The sequence below is a fragment of the Saccharobesus litoralis genome (assembly GCF_003063625.1).
In the GTDB taxonomy this organism is placed as follows: Bacteria; Pseudomonadota; Gammaproteobacteria; order Enterobacterales; family Alteromonadaceae; genus Saccharobesus; species Saccharobesus litoralis.
Window position 1 is genome coordinate 1,159,370 of record NZ_CP026604.1, and the last position, 23,350, is coordinate 1,182,719.

The following is a 23,350-nucleotide window of genomic DNA, read 5'->3' on the forward strand; positions in this document are numbered from 1 at the left end:
TAGTGTTATTAGGCTTCGTCGTGCTGACAGAAGCCGGCAATGACTTGTTGAAACGTGTCTAAATTAATTGCTAGGTCAGTTTCTAAGCTGATGTGTAACTCGTCATCGACTTGTGCGACTTCACACAATAAACCGCCTAGTTGCCGTGATGGATTAGGCGTATTGCTATCCTCAGTTTCAAGTGAACTAGTGACAGCGTCATTTGCATAATTGGCCATCTCCGGCAATTGCCCTTGATAGTTAAAACGCAATAAACAATTAGCCGCATTTTGTGCATAAAGCAGTTGGCTTATTTGCTGCCACGCTGGATTTTGCTTAACTATTGACGCCGATTGCAAAGCAAAGAAGTTAACCCCAGCCCCCACAGATTGAGCTAAATGACTTTGTAATAAATCTAGTTGCTCGGTTAATGGTTGGCTGCAATCAAAAATGCTTGGCACATGATCCAAAAACTCACCAACCACATGATAGTAAGCTGGGTCATGGTATTTACGAGTATCAGTCACCAAGGTAATGGGTAACCTATCTAACCCTGTTAATTGTTTTGCAAACTGGCTAAATAAGGTCAATGCCCGAGTAAAACCATTGCCATTGTCATTACTGAGATCGTCTGCTTTGAGTTGCTTCGCGTCATGTTCGATATCATGTGTTATGTCATGCGCACAATTATGTATTAAGGCCTCATTTAACGGCACAACAAATTGCACTTGTTGACTCGCCGGAACAAGATGTGAACTTGGATTAGCGCGAGTTTGTTCAACCCAAGTCAACCAAGCATTCTGAGCTTGAGCAAACTTGTCAGCAAAACTGTGCATACTGGCCGATACCATCTCTGGGAGCCTGCTAGAATCCAGTGCGTAGTCAAAATAGCTAAGCTGTTTTTTACCCTTATTAGTACTGCGACTAGGATCACTTTTAGTCACAACACCAAGTTGTTTATCGTTTGCCAGCTCGCCATATAAGGTTTGCACCCGAGCGCGTATAACATCTAAACTTCTAGCATCTGTAATTAAGTGGTCAGCCGCAAATAATAATTGATGCTGTCCTGTCGCCATTTTCACCACGAGCAAGTAATAAGGTAAATTGTAGTCTTGAGCTGTGCTATTTTCAGCGATATAACCTTGCACAAAACACTTACCGAGTTCAGATCCAACGTACTGGGCGATTCTCGTCAACAAACTGTGTTTTTGTTGTTCAGTAACATTGGCTAAATCCAGATAAGGCACAGCAATTCTAGGCTGGCGGTCTTTTTCAATGTCTTTAGCACTATCTTGAGCGCCTAATTGCAACATAGCTGATTCGCCACCGGAAGAGTCAAGAACCGTTGGGTAATAATGCCAACTGGCCTTTTGTAACTCGTCTGCTTTATCCGTCACCAGAATACTGGTTAATAATTGCTGTTCTGCAACCGTAAACTGCACCGCTTTTATTAACGCTTCACTATCAGGGGTGTAACCTAAATCCAAAACCCCGCCCGATAATCTGTCAGCCAAACTAAGATGTTTTTGCTGTACAGCGCTTAGCGCGAATTGTTCAACGGACGAAGATGTTTGACATATGCTAGCGTTGAAATGTGTAAACATTGTCAAAGTTTCAGCAAATAACGCATCAATATCTATGCTCTGACTAACGAGTGGTTGGTTTTGCTCTGGCATTACTTGGCAGCTACCTTGCGCAACACGCTGATCGACTAACTGAGCTAACTGCCGTACGCTTGGGTATTGGAAAATATCAACCAGACTAACTGGCAGATCTTTTTGTTTACTTAACTTAGATGCGATCGCAATCGCATTTATCGAATGACCGCCAATTTGGTCAAAAGCATCCGTCACGCCTATACCGTCACGGTTTAGCACTTCTAACCAAGTATCAAGAATTAACTGTTCAGTTTCTGTCTCAGGCGCGACAAATTCTCGTTCTGGCTCTTGATATAAAGGATCCGGTAATTGTTTACGGTCGATTTTACCGCTGATATTTAACGGCATTTCATCCATTTTAATGAAGAAAGATGGCACCATATAATCGGGTAATTGCTTAGCCAGCATGCTTGCCAGTTCATCATTGAATACCAAAGCGTCAACCGGATGATTACAAGTGTAATAAGCCACTAATGCTTGGGTTGCATCGTTAAGCTTAATCGTCTTAACCAAAGTTGAACAAACATTGGCATGGCTTTGTAAAACTTGCTCTATTTCTGCAATTTCAATTCTAAAACCGCGAACTTTGACCTGAAAATCTAGTCGACCGCTATAAACAATTTCATTGTTAGCATCAAAATTAACTAAATCGCCAGTTTTATAAACTCGCATAGCCAGTTGTTCAAGCTCAACAAAACGCTCCGCTGTCAGTTGCGGGTTATTGATATACCCACGTGCAACTTGAATACCGCCTAAACACAACTCACCAACAACGCCGTGCGGGACAAATCGTCCTAATGGGTCAAGAATAAAGCAGTGACAATTGTCAATCGGCTTACCTATCGTCACCTTGGTATCTTCAGGGTAAACCTGACTGGCTGTCACTTCGATAGCCGCTTCTGTCGGCCCATACAAATTGTGTATCGCAACATTAGGCAAGACACTAAAAGCCAAGTTTTTATCGGCTACTGTTAAGGCCTCGCCACTACAAAGCATAAATTTGAGGCTGCTGGTTGCCCGCTGAATGTCATCTGCCAAATGTCCGTTTTGTCCGGCGTTTTGTCCTGCGTTATGAGCTAAGCCTTGCGCCATATACTGGGTAAAAGCATTTAGCATTGACGGTACAAAATGGATAATACTGACTTGCCATTTTTGTACTGCTTGTAGCAAGGCTTGAGGCTGCTTTTCCGCTCCCACTTCAGGTAGAGCCAAGCTAGCCCCGCAAATGAAAGGCACAAACAATTCAAAAACCGAAACATCAAAGGTGAATGCCGTTTTTTGCAAAAAGACATCTTGCTCAGTCAATGCAAAACTGCGCGCCATCCACTGTAAACGGTTAATAATAGATTGATGCTCTACCATCACCCCTTTAGGGCGGCCTGTCGAACCAGAGGTATAAATAACATATGCCAGCTGCGCAGGTGTGACTTGCGGTAATAAACTCGCTAAACGCTCACCAACACTCGGGATCTGCCGTTGTATATCGAAAATTTGCCCGTTAAATATATTGGCGGCCGCCATAGGTCGTGAAGTAATAAGCGCAATAGCATCAGCATTGCTCAGCATGTAACTTACACGATCATCCGGCAATTTAGGATCTAACGGCAAGTAAGCCGCACCCGCGCGTAATATACCTAAAATACTCACCATCATTTGTTGGCAACGCTCAGTCATCAAGCCAATAACGGCATCCGGTGTTACATGCAATTTTGCGCGTAATTCAACAGCCAAATCGCCAGCCTGTTGCCAAAGCTGCTGATACGTCATTTGCTGATCAGCAAAATGTAAGGCTATCGCATTTGGCGTTTTTACCACTTGTTGGGCAATTAAAGAGACTATGCTTTGTCCTGCCGGATAGTCGTAATGACTGGCATTTAAACTAACTAATTCATTAATTTGCGCGTGACTCAGCAATTGCAGATCTTTGCACAACAAGGTTGTTTGCTCGCTAATGGCGTTGAGCAATCTATTGAGCATTTGCTGTAAATGACTTTGAATATTAATAATGCTCTGTTGACTAAAGCGATTACCATTATATGAGTAACGAACTTCCAGTGACTCGCCCGGCACAACGACAATATTAAAGTCGTAGTTAACCTGCTCTTTGCCACCAAGCATTTCGATTTGTAAGGCTTGATCAGCTTCGTCTTCAACCACTCCAACTGGATAGTTTTCAAATACGAAAATATGATCCAACCAATCGGCCGGTAAAGACGCCTGATCTTTTATTTGGTTAAGGCCAACAAATCCTTTGGCTTCACCTTGTTTAAAATCCGCTTGAATAGCGCGAGCTGTATCAACAAAGCTATCATCGGCGCTTAATTGCACCCGTAATGGAATCGTATTAACAAATAAGCCTATGGTTTGATCGGCACCGATAAGCTCAGTTGGCCGGCCAGAAATAACATTCGCAAATACCACATCAGAGCTAGCGTTATAGTTAGCTAACTGCAATGCCCAAAGGGTTTGCATTACCGTGTTTAACGTAACCCCTTGTGTTGCCGCCCATTGCTCTAGTTGTTGAGTTTGCTCTGGCGCTAAGCGCAAAACTTGTTGCTTAACTAGGTAATCATCTTCATTTGACTTGGCTATTTCATCCTTAATTGGCTTAGCAATTACCTCACTAGTTTGATGCTCAATAAAAGGAACATGAGAGACTTGCGCAAAATCGCCTAATTGCTTGCGCCAATAATTAAGTGCCGCAGGCTGATTTTGCTCGGCAAGCCAACTTAAGTAATCACTGTAGTGATACACTTGAGGTAAATCAGCTGCCATGTGCTGAGTATTGGCCTGATATAGCTCCATTAGCTCGCTAAAGACAGCACCAATACACCAGCCATCCATCATAATATGATGGCTAAGCATAATCAGGCGGTATTCTTGTTGTTTAAGCTTTAGTACAGCAACTCGAGTTAAATTATCAGTCGCTAAATTAAAGCCTCGCGTCCAGTCTTCCAGCTTAAAGTTTTCAATATAATCTTGTTGCGATTGCTTGCTTAAATCACTAATGTCAAAAAAGACAAACGGCATTTGCCGCTCACGTAAAATCACTTGGCGTGGTTGTTTAAAACCATCATGTAATACCGCGGTGCGTAAAGCTTGATGACGGGCATTAATCGTTTGAAAAGCACTTTTCAGATGCTCAACTTCGACTTCACCGCGAATAATTACTTCATTCTGGATCAAATAATCGCCACGGCTAGCATCCAACACATAGTGATACAACATGCCGGCTTGCATAGGCGTCAGATTATGAATGTCTTCAATCTGCTGCTGTGGGTATTGCTGGCCAATAAGATCTAATTCGTAAGCGTCTAGTCCTGATGCACTGTAGTCAGATGCCGTGCGTAGGCTTTGTTCTTGAGCGCAACACAGTGCCACTATAGCCTGTAATTCTGTTGAAAATGCCTCTGCTACCGCATCTATCCACTGTTGACTCACTTGAGTTGGATCGTAATCCCAGCTAAATGACAATTGGTTATTAAAAATTGAACCATTGATATTGAGCGCACAGATGGCTTCACTTTCTGCGCTCATTTCAAAACCAGTCGATTTATCAGAAACCTGTAGGCCTGACTCTTCAGCATCTAGGTTAAACTCACCTAGATAGTTAAAACTAATTTGCGGCTCGGCCTTTAACTCAGCATAGAACCCGTTATTTACTGGCGTATTGCTAGCAGAGTCAGTGGTAAATTCAGAGTCAGAATTTAGAGCTCTTAAATAACGCAAAATGCCAAAGCCAATACCTTTATTTGGGATCTGGCGCAGTGACTCTTTCGTCGTTAATAAATGTTCAATCACGCGCTTATCATTGCTAAGGTTATTATTAGCTACCTCAACGTTTCGCGTTGTCAGTCGCACTGGGTAAGCCGAGGTAAACCAACCTACAGTGCGGCTGATGTCAGCAGCAAAACCTAAAGCTTCGCGGCCATGTCCTTCTAAGTTAACTAGGAAATGACCAACACCACTAACCTTGCCAACAGCGGCGGCTAAAGCGGTTAATAACAAATCATTGGCATCAGTATTGAAAGCTTGGTGGGCAGCACTGATAAAAGTTCCCGTAAACTCAGGGGCAAATTGCTGAGTGACATTAGCTAAATCGCCTAACTTACCTCTAGTACTAGCAGCGCCTTGCTTTTCGCATTGCTCATCACTTGGGTTAAATAGCGGTTCGGTTGTTTTGCTATTACACACATTACGCCAGTAGGCTAATTCACTACGAGCCTGACTATCCAAACTATAAGTTTTAAGTTGCTCTGCCCAATACTGCATAGAATGGGTTTTGTTTGGCAATTGAATGGCTTTATTGGCTAATACATCAGCATAAGCTTGCTTAAAGTCATCAAATAAAATGCGCCACGACACACCATCAACCAAAATGTGATGAATAGAAATTAGCAAATAATCTTGTACTGCGGATGCGCCCTCTGGTGACTTAATCAGGGCTACCGCCATTAAGGGACCACGCTGAAAATCTAGGCTGGCATGAACTTGTTGACCAATTGTTTCTAATTGCTGATTGACATCCTGATCGTTTGTCGCATCCAACTCAAACAACTTCACGCTCAGCTGGCATTGCTCCACTGGCATAATATGCATTTGCTGGTTAGCAAAGTCAGGAATAGCCCGCAAATTATCATGATGGGCCAAGATGGACTGCATTGCTTGTTCAACCGCAGCCAGCTCTATATTGTCAGCAGACAATAAAGCAGATTGATTCCAATGATGTGCCTGACTAAACGCTTGTTCACTAAACCAATGCTGGATCGGCGTAAACGGATAGGTGCCCGTAACCGCTTGTTGGTCGATAGCTTGATGGCTTAACTCAATATGCTCAGCCAAAGCTTCGATGGTCGGAAATTGAAATAGCAAACCGACTTCCAACTTGTAACCTAGGGTATTTAAATGTGCTGCTATTTGAATGGCTTTAATTGAGTCGCCACCCAAACTAAAGAAGTTATCGGTAATGCTGATGGCTTGCAGATTAAGCACTTTTTGCCAAGCATCGACCAATACCTGCTGCTCAACAGTTTCAGCCGCTACTTGTAAGTCGGCTTGCTGCGCTAATACGCTTTGTGGATCGGGCAACGCCTGTTTATCGACTTTACCATTGCGATTAATAGGGAACGCATCCAACTCCAGTAAATAAGCTGGCACCATATAATCTGGCAATTGTTTTAGCATAAACTGGCGAATTTGCTGGTTGCTAACCTTAGCACCCGCCAGCAAAGTATAATAACCAGCTAAATAGGCATTACCTTGCGCATCTTGACCTGCAACAACATAGGCCTGACTAATATCCTTATGTTGTTCAAGATGAAAGTTAACTTCGCTTATTTCAATACGAAAACCACGGATCTTGACTTGATCATCAACCCGACCCAGGAAAATAATATTGCCATCCGCCGTCCATTTACCCATATCGCCCGTTTTATAAATCAGGCCTTTGTTTTGCGGTAAAACATCACTAAAACTATCACTAATAAACTGGCTGGCGTTTTTTTCTGGCTCATTAACATAACCACGCGCAACACCCAAGCCACCAATACAAATTTCCCCTTCAACCCCAATCGGTTGTAACTGATTTGCCTTGTTTAAAATATATACCTGAGTATTGGTAATAGGTTTACCAATACAATTACTGGCGATCAAATCGCGATCACTACGCCATTCGGTAGATACCACTGTGGTTTCAGTTGGCCCATAGGCATTAACATAAACCAGCTGGTCTTTAAGCTTGTCGATGATTTCAGGGTTAGACGAAGAACCCGCAGCCAGCAATACTTTTAAATCTTTGGCTTGGCTAAAGTCGACGTTAGCTAAATACGGCGGCGGTAAAGCCGTAAAATGAATAGCACGCTCAACCAAATATTCTGCATATAACTCAGGGTTGGCGATCACCGACATTGGCAATACATGTAAACAAGCACCATTCAATAAAGTGGTGAAAATCTCACCTGCCGAAGCATCAAAGGTATAAGGTGCAAATTGCGTGATATTATCGCCAGCACTAAATAAGCTCGAAAAATACAAACCAAGGTTAACCACAGATCTGTGCTCTATCATTATGCCTTTCGGTTTGCCGGTACTGCCCGATGTATAAATAACATAGGCCAAGTCATCGGATTTAATGGCGGGCAATTCAACATCAACAGGCGAGCTATTGATTAATTGTGCAACGTCCAAACACAAGCAAGTATCAACATAAGCGGACACAGCATCAGCTACGTCACTACTGTATAAAATACGTTCAGCATTAAGCTCATTTAATATGACTTGAATACGCTCTTGCGGGTAATCAGCGCCAAGCGGCACATAAGCAGCACCAGCTCGTACAACACCCAGAATAGCGGCAATCATATTGGTGCTACGCCCCATAATTAGGGCTACCACGTCACCTTTATTAACGCCATTAGCTAACAGGTTTTTAGCGACATTTGCCGAGGCAATATCCAATTCAGCATAAGTTAAAGATTGCTCTTGATACACCACTGCCGGTAAATGGCTAAACTTGGCGGCCACGGCATTAAACTGGCTAACAATATCGCTAAATGGCAAGGGTTGAGAAATCGGATTAAATTCAGCAACTAAGCGCTTGGTTTCGTTTTCTGCCAAAAATTTAACTTGGTTGATCAGCGTTTGCGGCTGCGCAATCACTTGACTGACAAAGTTAACTAAATGCTGGGCAAAGCTCTTAATAGCTTCAGCATCAAATAGTGGTGTTGCATACTCAATAAATAAATTAAAGCCCGTGCTAGCATCTAACTCGGTTATCGCTAGTAGCAAATCAAATTTTGCGACTGGGTTGTGGCTGTCTAACGCGGTAAATTTAGCTTGTCCTAGATCCTGCATTTGAGCGGCTTGCAACTCGTAAACAAACATACAATCAAACAAAGGGTTACGGCTTAAATCACGCGGCGGATCCAACTCATTAATCAAAGTTTCCAGCGGATAGTTTTGATTATCAAACCCAGCAAGCATAACCTGCTGAACCTGATTTAGGTATTGAACAAAGTTAGTACTTGCATCTAACTGAGTTTTGATTGGCAAAGTATTAACCAACATACCCACAATCTGGCTTAAATCACTATGGTTACGCCCTGTTACCGGCGTGCCCACCACCACTTCATCAGCTGCACTATAACGGCTTAACAAAGCTTGATAACAAGCCATAAAAAATATAGCTGGCGTGACTTGTTGCTGCTGGCAGAACTGACGAATAGTAGCACCAAGTTCGTCACTAAATTGCGTTTGATAATGAGCGGCTTGATATTGAAATACCGGCCGACGGGCTTGCGCATAGGGCAGATTGAGTACCGGAATACCCGTTTTAAATTGCTTAAGCCAATAATACTGCTGACGTGCAAAAACTTGCTGATTGGCTGGTTGTTTCTGCCAAACACAGTAATCATGATAATGCAGTTCGCTCGGTTCTAAGTCACCCTGTTGATAAGCAACCGCTAAGTCTTTTATAAGCAACTCAACCGAGGCACCATCGGTCACGATATGATGCATATCCAATAATAACCAAGTCTTGCTGCTATCATGAGTAACGACAAGTTGCGCGCGCACCAAGGTATCTTGGTTTAAATCAAACGGTTGAATAAAGTCGTCTAATAAGCTTAACGCTTGAGCGTCGTTAGCCACTTGCCGCTGCGGCAAGACAAAGTTAATTTGTGGACGAATTTGCTGAACGATTTCACCGTCTTGCAAGGTAAAACAACTTCGTAAAATTTTGTGTTTACGTATAGTGAGTTCAAAAGCATGTTGCAGTTTATCTGCGTCAATATAGCCATTTATCTCAAACACGTCAGGCATATTATACGCGGTACTTTGCGGCTCTAAGGCTTGTAATGAATATAAACGCTGCTGCTGCGATGATGTTGGATAAAAAGCCAAATTATCAGCTTTAATAATCGGCAAGCTAGCAAATATATTACTGCTATTAACGCTGGCTTTTTCTTGTGCTTTAGTGGTCAATTTAGCCACTAAATTATTAATAGTCGGATTTTGAAAAATATCACTAATATTTAAACGCCAACTGTATTGCTTTTTCGCTAAATTAACCAAGGTCATTGCCATAATAGAATGACCTCCGAGCTCAAAAAAGTCGGCGTTATAATCAACAGAATCTCTGTGTAACAATTCACACCACAGGCCATGCATTTGCTCAAGTACGACTTGTTGATCTTGGGTTAAATCAGTTTGCGTTGACTCTAATATTTTAACCAGTGCGGCTTGGTCGATTGTTTGGCCATCCTGACAATAGGGAATAAAATCGACTTCAACAATATGCTTAGGCACAGCATAGCGCGGCAAATAGGGTTGAATTAACGCTGCGACATCCAGTTCTTGACCGGCAAGATAAAAACAACATAACTGCGGCTTGCCTTGATAATCTAGCAAACAAGTTTCCGAGGTAATCACCCCATCAATCGAGTTGACTAAGCTTTGGATTTTGTTTAAATCAACAGAGAAACCATCAAGTTCTACTTGGTTGTTGCTGTTATTTTCACAGCTGTTATTTTCACATTTTTCAATTAACTGCTTAGAATTAAAATAATCATTCACTTTGCCAGCAAGCAAGTTAACTTGCGCTTGCGGCGCTGTCACCATAATACGCAAGATCAACTCTAACGCACCGCCAAGACTCTGCACTAAGTCAACAGCGTAAAGAGCCGGATTAAAGTCAAACAGAAACTGATATTGCTCGCCCGGAAAAATCGTTAAATTAAAGTCGACACTGGTTTGATCCAAACCATCTCGCTCAGTGATCACAAAACCAAGATCAGCATATTTGCCCGCAAACAAGCTGGCATCAATTGGATAGTTTTCGAATGTCAGTAAATGATCAAATAACAGGTGATTAGCTCTTTGCTGAGCTTGTACGTCCGCCAGTGGTATATAACTGTGCTTTTCGAGTATTTTGGCTTGCGCTTGCATTGCCTCAAGCAAGGTCTGTAGATCTTGATATTTATCCAGTTGGATACGCAATGGTAAGGTATTGATCATCATACCCACCATATTTTCCACTTGCTTAATATCTGGATTACGTCCCGACACAACATTACCAACACAGACATCCGTTTTGCCAGTTAAGCCTTGGATCAATATTGCCCAAGCAGCTTGAATTAAAATATTGTTGGTGATGCCTAGGCGTTGGCTTTTCGCTTCAAGTTGACGACTCAGTTCACTAGCTAGTTGATATTCAATGCTTTGCGAAGCGGTTTTAGTAGCCGTTTGACCTTGGGTTTGCTCCTGATTACTTTGCTTAAGATCTGCTTGTACCTGTTGCAATTTAGGTAACTCAGCAATAGCACCATAACCTGCAAACATGGATTTAAATTCAGCCAAAGCTTCGGTCTTATTAGCTTTAGTCACCCATTGAATATAGTGTTTAAACGCAACTGGCGGCGCTAACTCTGGCTTTGTATTATGTTGAATAGCCCAATAACATTCGATTAATTCGTCCAGCAAGATACTTAAGCTCCAACCATCCAGAATAATGTGATGGTTAGTGATCACCAGCTGATAACGTTGCGCTGCCGTTTTTATCAAAGACATACGTAATAGCATATCTTTCATAAAGTTAAACGGCGTAGTCAAATCGACTTGATATATAGCTTGGCAACGTTGTAACGTTTCTGCAGCCGATAACTCTTCTGTCGTTAAATCAATATAGTTCAGCTTAGCGGTTCTAAATTCAACAACGACCTGCTTAGGTTTCTTAATATCATTGTGTACAAATACGGTGCGCAGGGCGTCATGCCTGTCGACGAGTACTTGCCATGCTTGCTCTAACCAGTCTGGATTGATGTCTCCTTCAATTGGCAACACACCTTGAGTAATATGATCCTCGTTGCCAGAATGATGAAGATGATCAAATAGCATACCTGCCTGCAAAGGCGATAAACCATAAATATCTAGGGCTTTATTTTTTTTCTTGCTGTCGTTCATAAGCGTCCGGCTAACTATTTTGAAGATGCGCATAACCCAAAGGGGTGGCTATGCAGCATCAAGTCACATTTTTTCCTATAGTCTTCTCGCTCAGGCCTTATGGTTCATTGTCAGCGCTTACTCTCGACTTTGGCTCCTGCGTCGTCCTACTACCTAAATCCCTTTAGGCAGCCCCAATCACATAGTAGAGCATATGCTCATGGGGTCTCGAAGCTTGACGGCTTTGCCTACATGGATGTAGGTACTTAGGTTTCGTCTGGAACTAGAAACCTGCCACTAAAACCTGATCGCTTTGACTATCTTTCTATTATTCGATGGCATCTAATATCGACGACAAATCATCCATATCTATCTCGTCATCTGTGAAATCGCTCGGCGTGTATTGAGTTTGTTCCTGACTCATACAAAAGTTGATTACATCCACTATTGCTTGACGATATACAGTCATAAAATCTGCCATTTTCTGCTGCTCAAAACTCAAGCCATCAAAAGTCACCGCCACCTGTAAAGCGCCACGCTCGATAAGTGCGGTAATTTCTAACGGATAGAGTAATTCGCTATTCAAGCTAACATCTTGCCCAGCTAAACCTTGCGCTATGCGATAGTCCGACTGGATATGGCTTTCAATTTGGCCTAAATAGTTAAATAAAATATCACTGCTATTATGCTCAAACATTTGAGTCAAATAGGTCAGAACCCCAAAGCCAACGCCTTTATTAGGCACTTTGCGCAAGTGTTCTTTGGTAGTGATAATGATTTCGCCTATTCCATTGGCGTCAGGTTTCTTAAGTAATACTGGATAAAGTGAGGTAAACCAGCCCACCGTGCGGCTGACATCAAGCTCGACTCCTATATTTTCTCGACCATGCCCTTCCAAATCGACTCGATAACAACCTGATTTACACCATTGTTGTAACGCGACATTCAAGGCTGCCAACAATAGCTCTTGCGTATCTGTTCCAAAAGCTTGATTAGCCTGTTGTAACAGTAGTTCACTATTGTGTTCATCCAGAACAAAACTTAATTTTTTACCTTCGGCGACTGCGGGCGGCATATTAACACTAGGTATCAGTGGATTAACGGAAGTAGTTAACACTTTTTGCCAATAGTCTTGCTCATTTTGCAATTGAGCTGATTGACTGTACTGCAATAAACCTTGATACCAGTCTTTAACTGAATGACTTTTTGCGGGTAACTCAATAGTCTGCTGTGAGCGGGCAGCAGAATAAGCAGTAATAAAGTCTTCCACTAATATTCGCCAAGAATAACCATCAACTAAAAGATGATGAATAAGCATAACCAAGTGCGAACAATCCGCTTGCTCAACAATAACAAATTTATATAAAGGGTTATTTTCTAACTGAAAAGCGCTTTGATATTGGCTTAACCTAGTTGCCAAGTCTTGTGCAGTTTGGTCCTGCGCACTAATAACAGTCATTTCGACTTGGCTTTCAGCCACGCTATTAATAAACAGTTGGTCATCTAGCAAATTAGCTCGTAACCCATCGTGATGCGCAACCAAGGCTTGCAAAGCTCGCTGACAAGCTTGGTGATCAAGGCTTTGTTCACTGATTAAGGTCAAGCTCTGATTCCAATGATGCTTAGCGGTTTTGATATTGGTATTGAACCAAGTTTGCATTGGGTTTAAACCAAGCTGGCCGGTTAACTCGCTTTGATCCGCTTGCACAACTAAAGGTTCGATATAGTTCGCCAATTCACGAATGGTTGGGTAACTAAATAAATCTTCTAGGTTTAACTTGTAACCCTTATTCTGTAAACGAGACGCCACTTGGATAGCCAAAATAGAATCGCCGCGAATACTGAAAAAGTTATCATCTATACCGATTTCTAAATTGCTTAACACTTGTTGCCAAACTTCTAATAAAGCGGCTTGCAACTCGTTTTCCACTTCGGCAATTGGCTTAGCTATTTTTTGTTCTTTAACTTGAGCTAACGCTTTGCGGTCAACCTTACCGTTTTGGTTTTTCGGAATTGACTCTAATGCAATCAGCACCGAAGGCACCATATAAGAGGGTACATTCACCAATAATTGCTCACTAATATATTGGTAACTTAATTCGCTTTCAGCTGTATAGAAAGCCACTAAGTAGTACACACCAAATTCATCTTTACGCGCCATGACGACGGCATCTTGAATTTGACTAATTTGGCTTAAGCGGAATTCAATTTCACCCAGTTCGATCCGAAAACCACGGATCTTCACTTGGTCGTCCATACGCCCGAGATACTCGACTTCACCCTGTGTGGTCCAACAGGCTAAGTCACCCGTGCGATATAAAATTTCACCTGTTTCAAATACTTCTCGGGTAAAGCGTTCAGCCGTCAGTTGCGGTCGGTTCAGATAACCTCGCGCCAGTTGCACACCGCCAAGGAATAATTCGCCAGCGATACCAACAGGTACAGGCTGATTCCATTTATCCAATATATGTAATTGCGTATTAGCCACTGGCTTACCAATAGGAATAGTCGGTGACTCAGGTTTAACCGCAAAGTAAGTGACATCAATCGCCGCCTCAGTTGGGCCATATAAATTGTGCAATTCAGCGTTGGGTAACAGCGCATAAAAATCATCGGCTTGCTGTTTACCTAACGCTTCACCACTACAGAAGCAACGACTTAAGCTGGCCATTTTAGCGACCAGTTCAGGTTGATCAAACATAGCCTGATTCATCACTGATAGCATTGCCGGTACAAAGTGCATTATGGTGACCGCATTATCGGCGACCGTTTGGGCAATTTGCTCAGGTAATTTTTCATCACCTGGCAATAATAAACACAACTCAACACCTTTAATAATAGGTAAAAATATTTCCCAAACCGAGACATCAAACGCAAAGGTGGTCTTTTGCAAAATAACGTCGGCATCCGAAATATTGTACTCCGCGGCCATCCATAACAAGCGGTTAATTAAGGCTTTGTCTTCCAACATGACACCTTTCGGCTTACCGGTAGACCCAGAGGTATAGATAACATAAGTTAAACTATCGTCTTGGCGTTGAACTTGAGCTAAGCGCGCTTTTTGCGACTCAGAAACCGCTGACAACTCAGCTAAATTAACCACCGATAGAACCGAAGCTAAATCTTGATTTTGCGCTAACCACTCTTGTTGCCAAACTAGGCCAATTGACGCGTTTACATCATCTATCAAGAAGCGAATACGATCACCTGGCAAGCTAGGGTCAATTGGTAAATATGCCCCACCGGCTTTATTAATCGCGACTATGGCAATCATCATTTCAAACGAACGTTGCGCGATTAATGGCACGACAACATTTTTACCAACCCCGGCAGCAAGTAACTTAAGCGCTAAGGCATTTGAGTAGGTATCAAGCTCAGCATACGTCATTGTTTGGCCAGCAAAACGTAACGCGGTTTTATCTGGGTGTTCGGCAACACAGTCGGCAAACATCTCGCTAATCGAGCGGGTTTCCTGATAGTCAATCTGAGTTAAATTAAAGCTTTGTTGCTGCGCGAGTTCATCCGAACTGAGCAATTTAACCTCAGCCAAACTGAGTTTAGGTTGGCTTAACAACTGATTGATTAAATTTTCAAGATGGCTAGCAACCCGCTGCATAACCTGAGCCGTATACACCTCAGGTTTATATTCAAAGGTAAACACCAGATCCGGCTGCTGTTGAACTAAAATCGTTAAGTCAAAGTTAGTCGGCGAGCCACCCTGTATATCCTTGAACTCAAAGCCTTTTACCCTTGCTGTTTGATTGAGTTCAGGCAAAGAAACTGGGTAGTTATCAGACACTAATACATGGTCAAACAAAGCTGCATTAACTTGAGCCACTTTTTGCACCTCAGCTAAGGATACATAACCAACCGCTTCAGCTTGTTTAAAGGTATTTTGTACTTGCTTGATTAACTCCAGCACTGACTCATGCTGACTCGCGTTAATCCGCACAGGTAAAGTATTGATCAAGGATCCTAAGATCTGCTCCACTCCGTCAATTTCAGGGAAACGACCAGAAGTCACGCAACCGACTACCACATCATCGCTGTAGGTGTAGCGTTGCACCAACATACCCCATAGCGTTTGAATGATGCTATTTACCGTCAGGTGATGTTGTTTGGCAAAAGCCGCTAACGCTTGCTGAGTTTCTGTCGCTAAAGCGACTTGATATTGTTCAACGCCTAACTCGGGGCGCACAACCACTTGTTCGTTGTCTTTAAGTTGCAGTGGGTTTTGCACAGTTGGTAATTTTAACGTTACCGGCTCAAAATCAACTAATTGCTGGGCAAACACATCTAATGCTTGCTGCTGGTCTTGACTGACTTGCCATTCAAGATAACGATGGAAACCAATCGCTGGTGCTAATTTAGCCTTACTATCACTACTGGCGCTGCCGGCGATACTTTCGATTTTGTTATTGCTGACGCAATCGTCTTGATAAAGCGCGACCAACTCCTGCAATAAGTTATTGACCGACCAGCCATCCAATACAATATGATGGCTAGTGACTAACAGTTTAAATTGCTGTTCACCAAGTTTAACCAACTTAACTCGCAACAAAGCATCAGCTTGCAAGTCAAAAGGCTGAGCAACGGCTTGAGTGACTAACGTATCGAACTCTGTTTGTTGCTGAGCATGGTCAAACTGGCTCAAATCTATTGTGGCAAATTCGATTTCACGGTGCGTTAACACAACTAACACAGGTTTTGTTAAACGCTCGTGGATCACACAAGAACGCAACGCTTCATGACGCTTAGTTAAGGCAAGCAAAGCCTGTTGCAATTTATCAACATCTAACTGACCGGCAACATCCAAAGTATAGCGACCGGTATAGGCGCCTGTCACTTCAAGCAAGTGATGGAATAAAATACCTTCTTGCAATGCCGATAACGGACAAAGCAAAGCAATATTGTCTGGGGCAACCGCTTTAAAAGCTCCCGACTTAATCATTAATTGATCCGTCGTCGATATCCAATCAGGAAGATTTAACTGCCGATTTAACTGCTGAATAGCATGAGAAGATCCGCCAGTCGCTGGAGCCGAACCACTATTTACCAATTGAATATAATTAGCCAATTGATTTAGCTCAGGGTGAGCAAAGATTTTATCTATGGCTAACTTAGCTTGGCTTAAACCTGACTCACGTCCCAGTTTAGCAACGAGAGCTGATAACTGAATGGCTTTAATTGAATCGCCACCTAACGCAAAAAAGTTATCGTCCCAGTTAATTGGCTGGCCATGAAATACTTCAAGCAAGGCTTGAGATAACAAACTTTGCTGAGGTTTTACTGATTGGGCTGTCATTGCCTGACTAGCAATGGCACCATCAATATTTTTGCTACTCTGTTGACTAATTAAATTACCCTTAACAGAATCTGCCATAGCTTGTGGTACAGCCATTTTGGCTAATATCTTGCGGTCGATTTTGCCATTATTATTAGTAGGCAATTCCGCCAAAAAGTTAAAGCGATGTGGCACCATATAACTAGGGACACGTTGCAGCATATGCTGACGCAACGCACTAGTATCAAGCGCCTGCTCTGCGCTATACCAAGCGACTAAACTTGACCCACCACTGTTATTGGCTTGCACAACAACCGCAACATCATGAATTTGCGCAAAATCAGCTAAGTGGTTGTCTATCTCACCTAGTTCAATTCTAAAGCCATTAACTTTGACCTGATGATCTTTGCGGCCATAAAATTCCAGTATGCCGTCTTCACGCCAGCGCCCTAAGTCGCCAGTCCGATACATGCGCACCGTGTCGCCTGTTTCGGCCAAAATAAAAGGATCAACAGCAAAGACCGCCGCAGTGCGCGTTGCATCATTGATATAACCACGACCGACACAAATACCAGAAACACAAATCTCACCCACAGCGCCAATTGGACAAGGTTGATTTTGTTCATCTAGCACATAAATGTTGGCATTTTGCGTTGGCTTGCCAATAGGAATGATTTTATCGGCTGGCAGCTCAGTAAATGTATGATGCGAAATGTCGTCCGATGCTTCCGCTGGACCATAAGCGTTAACCACAGGAATATTGGGATAGCGCGTCATCCATTGTTCAAGCAAGCTATATTTCAACGCTTCCCCTGTAATCGACAACATACGTAAGTGAGATAAATCAGGTTGCTTTTGATCGAGGTACTCGAATAACTCGGTAATGTAAGACGGTACTAGCTGTAAATTAGTCACCTTATCGTTTATAAAACATTGCTGAATAAACAACTCGGCATCTAGCTGTAATGCCTTGTTATAAATGACGGTTTTAGCGCCGACAACAAAACCTGAAAACAACTGCCACACAGATACATCGAAACACTGTGAAGCGGTTTGCGCAATGACACTATCGCTATCTAAGTAAAAGTCGTTCACTTCCGATTGGATGTTATTCATCATGCCAGCGTGTTCAATCATCACGCCTTTTGGCGTGCCAGTTGAACCAGAAGTAAACAACACATAAGCCAAATAGTCAGCGCGATAAGGCAAGTTGATATTTTCTGTGCTCAGTGAGGCAGCCATTTGACTGGCCAGATCAAAGCGAATAATCGAACTTACACCCGTTAATTTGTCAGTCGCTATGCTGTTTTCTTGATCAATAAGCGTAAACGCACAACGTGCATTGTTAATCACAGTATCAATACGTTCGATTGGAAAACTCGGTTCAACAGGCATATAAGCCGCGCCGACTTTCCAAACGGCTAAAATCGCTACCACCATATCCACTGAACGCTCCATGACAATAGCAACCGGTTGATCCTCAGCTACGTTCAATGTTTTTAGATAACGCGAAAATTGATTAACCCGATTGTTCAAAGCTAGATACGTCAGGCTTTGCTTGTCATCGCGGATCGCCAAGGCATTAGGTGTTTGTTGCGCATACTGTTCAACAAATTGATAAATAGTTTGATCAGGATAAGGTGCGCTAAATCCTGCAAATTGTTTAATTTGTTGCTGTTCATCATGACTGACAGCTTCAAGTGCCAGCGCTTTGTGTTCAACGGTGCAGCTGGTCATCGCCGCCAATAAATTCTGTAAATAGTTAGCCCAGCGCTTAACTGTGCTGGCTTTAAATTGATCGGGTGCGTAAGTCAAACGCAGACTTAATCCAGCCTCTTCTTCAATCACGTTTAGCTCTAAGCCGTAGTTGGTCATTTCAAAACCAGAGACAATCTGTGGTCGTGCAACTTGGGCTTGTGGATCGCTAGCACCCGCAGCGACATGACGATAACTTTCGAAATCGTAGGTGCAATCAAACAATTCCGTTAACTGATAATCGCCACTGGTTTGGCGTGCCATATTGGCCACTTCAGATAATGGGAATAAACAGTTGTCCAGTAAACCCGTCATTTGCTTATGGGTAAGCTGTAATAGCTCCGCCACGGATAGATCATGATTTAATTCAGCAACATAAGGTAAGGTGTTTAAACAACAGCCGACTATGCTATGACTATTCGCGACGGCGTCTGTACGACCCGAAGTAATCAGGCCCAAATTAATTTGGTTTTGTTGTTTAACAACCCGCAGCAACAGTAAGAAAGCGGTTAAGGTTACTGTATTTAACGTGACCCCTTGTTGCTTAGCTAATTGTTGCAATTGCTGATAACGCCCATCACCAATATTAACTGTGACTAATTGGCTTTTGTTTTCTGCTAGGCCCGCGTTGTTATTTGTTAGGCCAGAATCACTCAGTAAACCGACGCGCTCAAAATTGATTAATTGATTAACTTGCTGTTGCCAGTAATAGCGAGTGCTATCTAGCTGTGTAACTTGCTGCTGACCAACAATATAATCAACATAACTTGCGGTCACAGGAGGCAGTGATACAGGCTTATTAGCCAGTAAGCTAGCGTAGATAGCAGCAACTTCATCCAAAACAATGGCTAAGCTCCAACCGTCATGAATAAGATGATGAACACTGAGCAATAATCTAAATTGCTCGCTCTCATCTATATTGCTATCCGAACGGTTTTCTAAACTATGGGTCGGAAAAGCGGTTAAACGCAATAAAGGTTCAGCTTCTAAGCCAAATCCGCGTTGGCCATCTAACGCAAGGTAATCAGCAATAGTTAAGTCGATATCCTCAGCGCTCATGGCGCGCAAATCAACCTCACTAATAGCTAACTCTAGTTGACTTAATACCCCTTGTACCGGATGCGACAAACCGCTCGCGAAAATTTGTGTGCGTAGCGCCGGATGACGCGCAATCACGATTTGCCAAGCTTGTTGTAGCAAGTTGAGGTTGTAAGCTTGATTAAATTGATAAACCACTTGCACTTGATACATTTGCGAATCCGGTGCTGAAACACTTTGCAAGTAAATGCCAGACTGAATATCGGATAGAGGCAATACATTTTGCAAATTAGCCGGTAATGTAGCCAACTCTTCTGTGCTGAGCTTTGCTAGAGGAAAATCGCTCGGGGTACGTTGCGCACAATGCAAACTCTCGCAAGTTGTGGTTAATTCATTAAACTGTTCAACAATTAAATCCGCTAGTAGATTAGCTGATTGGTTATCGAAATAAGCCTGATGAAAATACAATTCAAAATGTAGCTCGCCATGACTAATAAAGGCCTCAATCGCTAACTCATAAGGGGTACGATTATCGGCATGGCTTTCAACCGCTGACATGTCTAAACGTTGCCAACCATCGGTTGGCGTATCTATAACACCTGAATAGTTAAAGATCACGTCGCTAGCTTGGTAGTCGGCAAAAGCCGTGTTTACCCGTTCAGAATTGACTTTTTCAGCTTGAGTTAAATAGCGTAATACACCAAACGAGGCGCCGTTACAGATTTTGGCACGCTTAGCTTCTTTTACCGCTAGCAAGGTGTCCGATAAACTTTGGCCTTTGGCAGTATTCACAGCTAATGGAAAAATACTGGTAAACCAACCAACCGTTTGATTTAAGTCTATCTGATCATTACCAAAGGTTTGTCGTCCATGCCATTCAACATCTAAGCAAACTTGGCTGCGCGCCATTAATATACTTAACGAACGATACACTGCCGCTAGGGCTAACTCTTCATTACTCGCGTTAAAATATTCACGCGCTAACTTAACCACTTGCTGACTTTGCTTTACAGTTAATTTAACCGTTTTACGTTGCAAACTAGCCGTTGTCGATAACCCTGGTGCTTGTTGGGCACGGATAATTTGTTTATTGCTTACGGCTAATTCTGGTTGCCATAAAGGTAAATAGTTTTCAACAAAGTCATCTTGTTCTGCTAATTGGCTTAAAAACAAAACCCAACTTGCATAAGCACTGGTTTTATCGACCAATTGTGCGGGTTTGTTGTCAATGAGAGCTTGATAACAGGTTTGTAGATCTTTGCTAATAATATACCAGCTCACGGTATCCACTAACGCGTGGTGCATCACCCAAATCAGTTGATAGCTTTGCTCCGCCAATTGACACAAGGCGATACTATGCATGGGTTTGTCTAGGCGAATATCACGGCGCAAACCTTGGCTGATTTCCGCAATCTGCGCTTGCTGATGCTCACGACTGAACGAGCATAAATCAACAAATTGAATGCTAAGCGGATCAGCTGAGTGATCATCAAGTAGAGCAGCTTGGTCTATAGTTTGTTGTTGTTGCTTAAGATCAATAATACTAAGTAACTGCTCATGGCGCTTAACAACCGTATTCACGGCTTGTTGCAACAAAGGTAAATTGACTGCTTGCTCTATCTGCCAAGCCATAGACTGATGATAATAACTAGGCTCAGCAAAGTTTTGTTCTGTAAACCACAGTTGAATGGGGGCTAATGGATAGGCCGTTGTTGGCGCGCGACTATCGATTTTCGCCTGTTGCTGTAACGGTTTTAATTGCGTCACTAGTTGGCCAACTTGAGGAAAATGTCCTATATCCGACTGACTAACAGCAAAGCCCAAATCGTTTAAAGCCGATGCCAAACGTAGTGCCGAAACAGAGTCACCGCCGAGTAGATAAAAATTATCCTGAGCTGTGACCTCTGCGACATTTAACACTTTGGCCATTGCTTGGCACAGTGCAACTAACGCCGCGGTGGATGAAACAGTCATATTACCATCAGCAGTGCTGGCAGATGTCGACCATTCGATGTCAGGCAAGCGGGCTTTGTCCACTTTACCACTGGTCGTCATAGGGATTTCATCTAGCCATTGGTAATGAAATGGCACCATATGCTTAGGCAAGTTCTGGTGACAAAAGGCCGCAATATCCTGCGTATCGATTTGTTGAGCTAAAGGGTTAACAACCAAGTAAGCAACTAAACGCTTAGTTTGATTGCTATCTGGGGTATAAACCACAAAAGCATCTTGCACTGCATTATGGGTTTTGATCAACTCACGTATTTCGCCTAGCTCAACACGCATGCCATTGATTTTAACCTGTTGGTCGGCACGGCCCACTATGGTCGCATTGCCATGCTGGTCTATCGATCCCAAATCGCCAGTACGGTAATAGGTTTTGCCTGCTAGCTTAATAAAGGCCTTGCTAGTTTGTTCGCTAAGCCCGAAATAACCCTGTGAAACACAATCACCGGCAATTAAAATCTCACCTGAATTATCGGTGTCTTTGCTATTTTCTGGGGCACTATTGTCTGTGTAAGTATGGACATCCAATACCACCAAATCTTGTTCGGTATCATGAGACACAATGAAACTAGCAATGACCAACTCACTATTAGCCACGGGTTGACCAATTGGCAATATTTGACTATCGGGCCATGCGTTAATTACAGCACTTTCAATTTCATAAGCAGTACAATAGACAGTGGTTTCGGTTGGCCCATAGATATTGACCAAGCGACACGGTGACAACACATCAAGATAATGTTTTGCCAAGCCAACCGGAAATGGCTCGCCGCCAACCAGCATGATCCTTAGCGTTGGCATTTGCGCCTTTAAGTCGGAAGTTAAATAGGATTTAACCATCTCTAGCGCTGTCGGTGAAAACGTCGCGACACTAATAGATTTGTCAGCCAACAATTGCACTAGATGCTTAGGCTCTGTGGTTTTCAACGAAGGGAAAATCACGACGTGAGCAGCATTTAGCAGCCCTGAAAATAGTTCGCCAATTGATGCATCGAAACTAAATGATGGGATCTGCGAAACAACATCGTTTACACCAACTTGATAAGCTTTTTGATAATGCAAAGCGAGATTTAAAATTTGCTGATGGCCGTTAACTACGCCTTTGGGTTTGCCTGTGGTACCAGAGGTAAACAGTAAATAAGCCGGATCTTGACCTTTAGTAACTGGCATTGGAAGCGAATCAATACTGGCAGGCACAGTATATTCGAGTTGTTGCCACCATTGACTAACATTAAAAAGACGGGCTGAGCTGTTGGCGTTAGCTAACGCCACGCTTGCTTTTTGATCGGATAAAATCAACTGACTTTGGCTAATCTCCAGCATGGTCGCGATCCGCTCGGCGGGATATTCAGGATCAATCGGCACAAAAACCGCGCCGGCTTTCAATGTTGCCAACACCGCCACGACATAATCTAAACCTTTGTCAAAAGCTAATGCCACATGGTCGCCTAGCTCAACACCTTGGGTTATTAATTCGCAGGCTAAGCAATCTGATAACTCATCCAATTGCTGATAGGTTAATCGCTGACTGCTAGTCGTATTTGCCGCAAAACTCAGCGCAACTTGCTGGCTGTGTTGTGCAACAATCTGCTTAAAAAGCTTAATCACTGACCATTCACGATTATACTCGTGCGATCGACCTACTAGTTGCGACTGTTCTTGATTCGGATTTGCCTGTAAACTTTCCATTGTA

The 23,350-nt window shown here is 42.9% G+C and carries 2 protein-coding genes; both read right to left on the reverse strand.

Features of this window, described 5'->3' with window-relative positions; translation table 11 throughout:
- Positions 1-8 precede the first annotated feature (8 nt).
- On the reverse strand, positions 9-11,594 hold the full coding sequence (locus C2869_RS04240) for a non-ribosomal peptide synthetase (protein ID WP_159084028.1): 11,586 nt from the start codon (positions 11,592-11,594) through the stop codon (positions 9-11).
- A gap of 307 nt (positions 11,595-11,901) precedes the next feature.
- Positions 11,902-23,346, reverse strand: a complete 11,445-nt coding sequence (locus C2869_RS04245) for a non-ribosomal peptide synthetase (RefSeq protein WP_108601770.1) — start codon at positions 23,344-23,346, stop codon at positions 11,902-11,904.
- Positions 23,347-23,350: the final 4 nt, after the last annotated feature.

What these genes read in the sequence shown, in the direction of transcription:
- C2869_RS04240 (WP_159084028.1), bottom strand. Translation starts at nt 11,594, where the DNA reads ATGAACGACAGCAAGAAAAAAAATAAAGCCCTAGATATTTATGGTTTA.
- C2869_RS04245 (WP_108601770.1), bottom strand. Translation starts at nt 23,346, where the DNA reads ATGGAAAGTTTACAGGCAAATCCGAATCAAGAACAGTCGCAACTAGTA.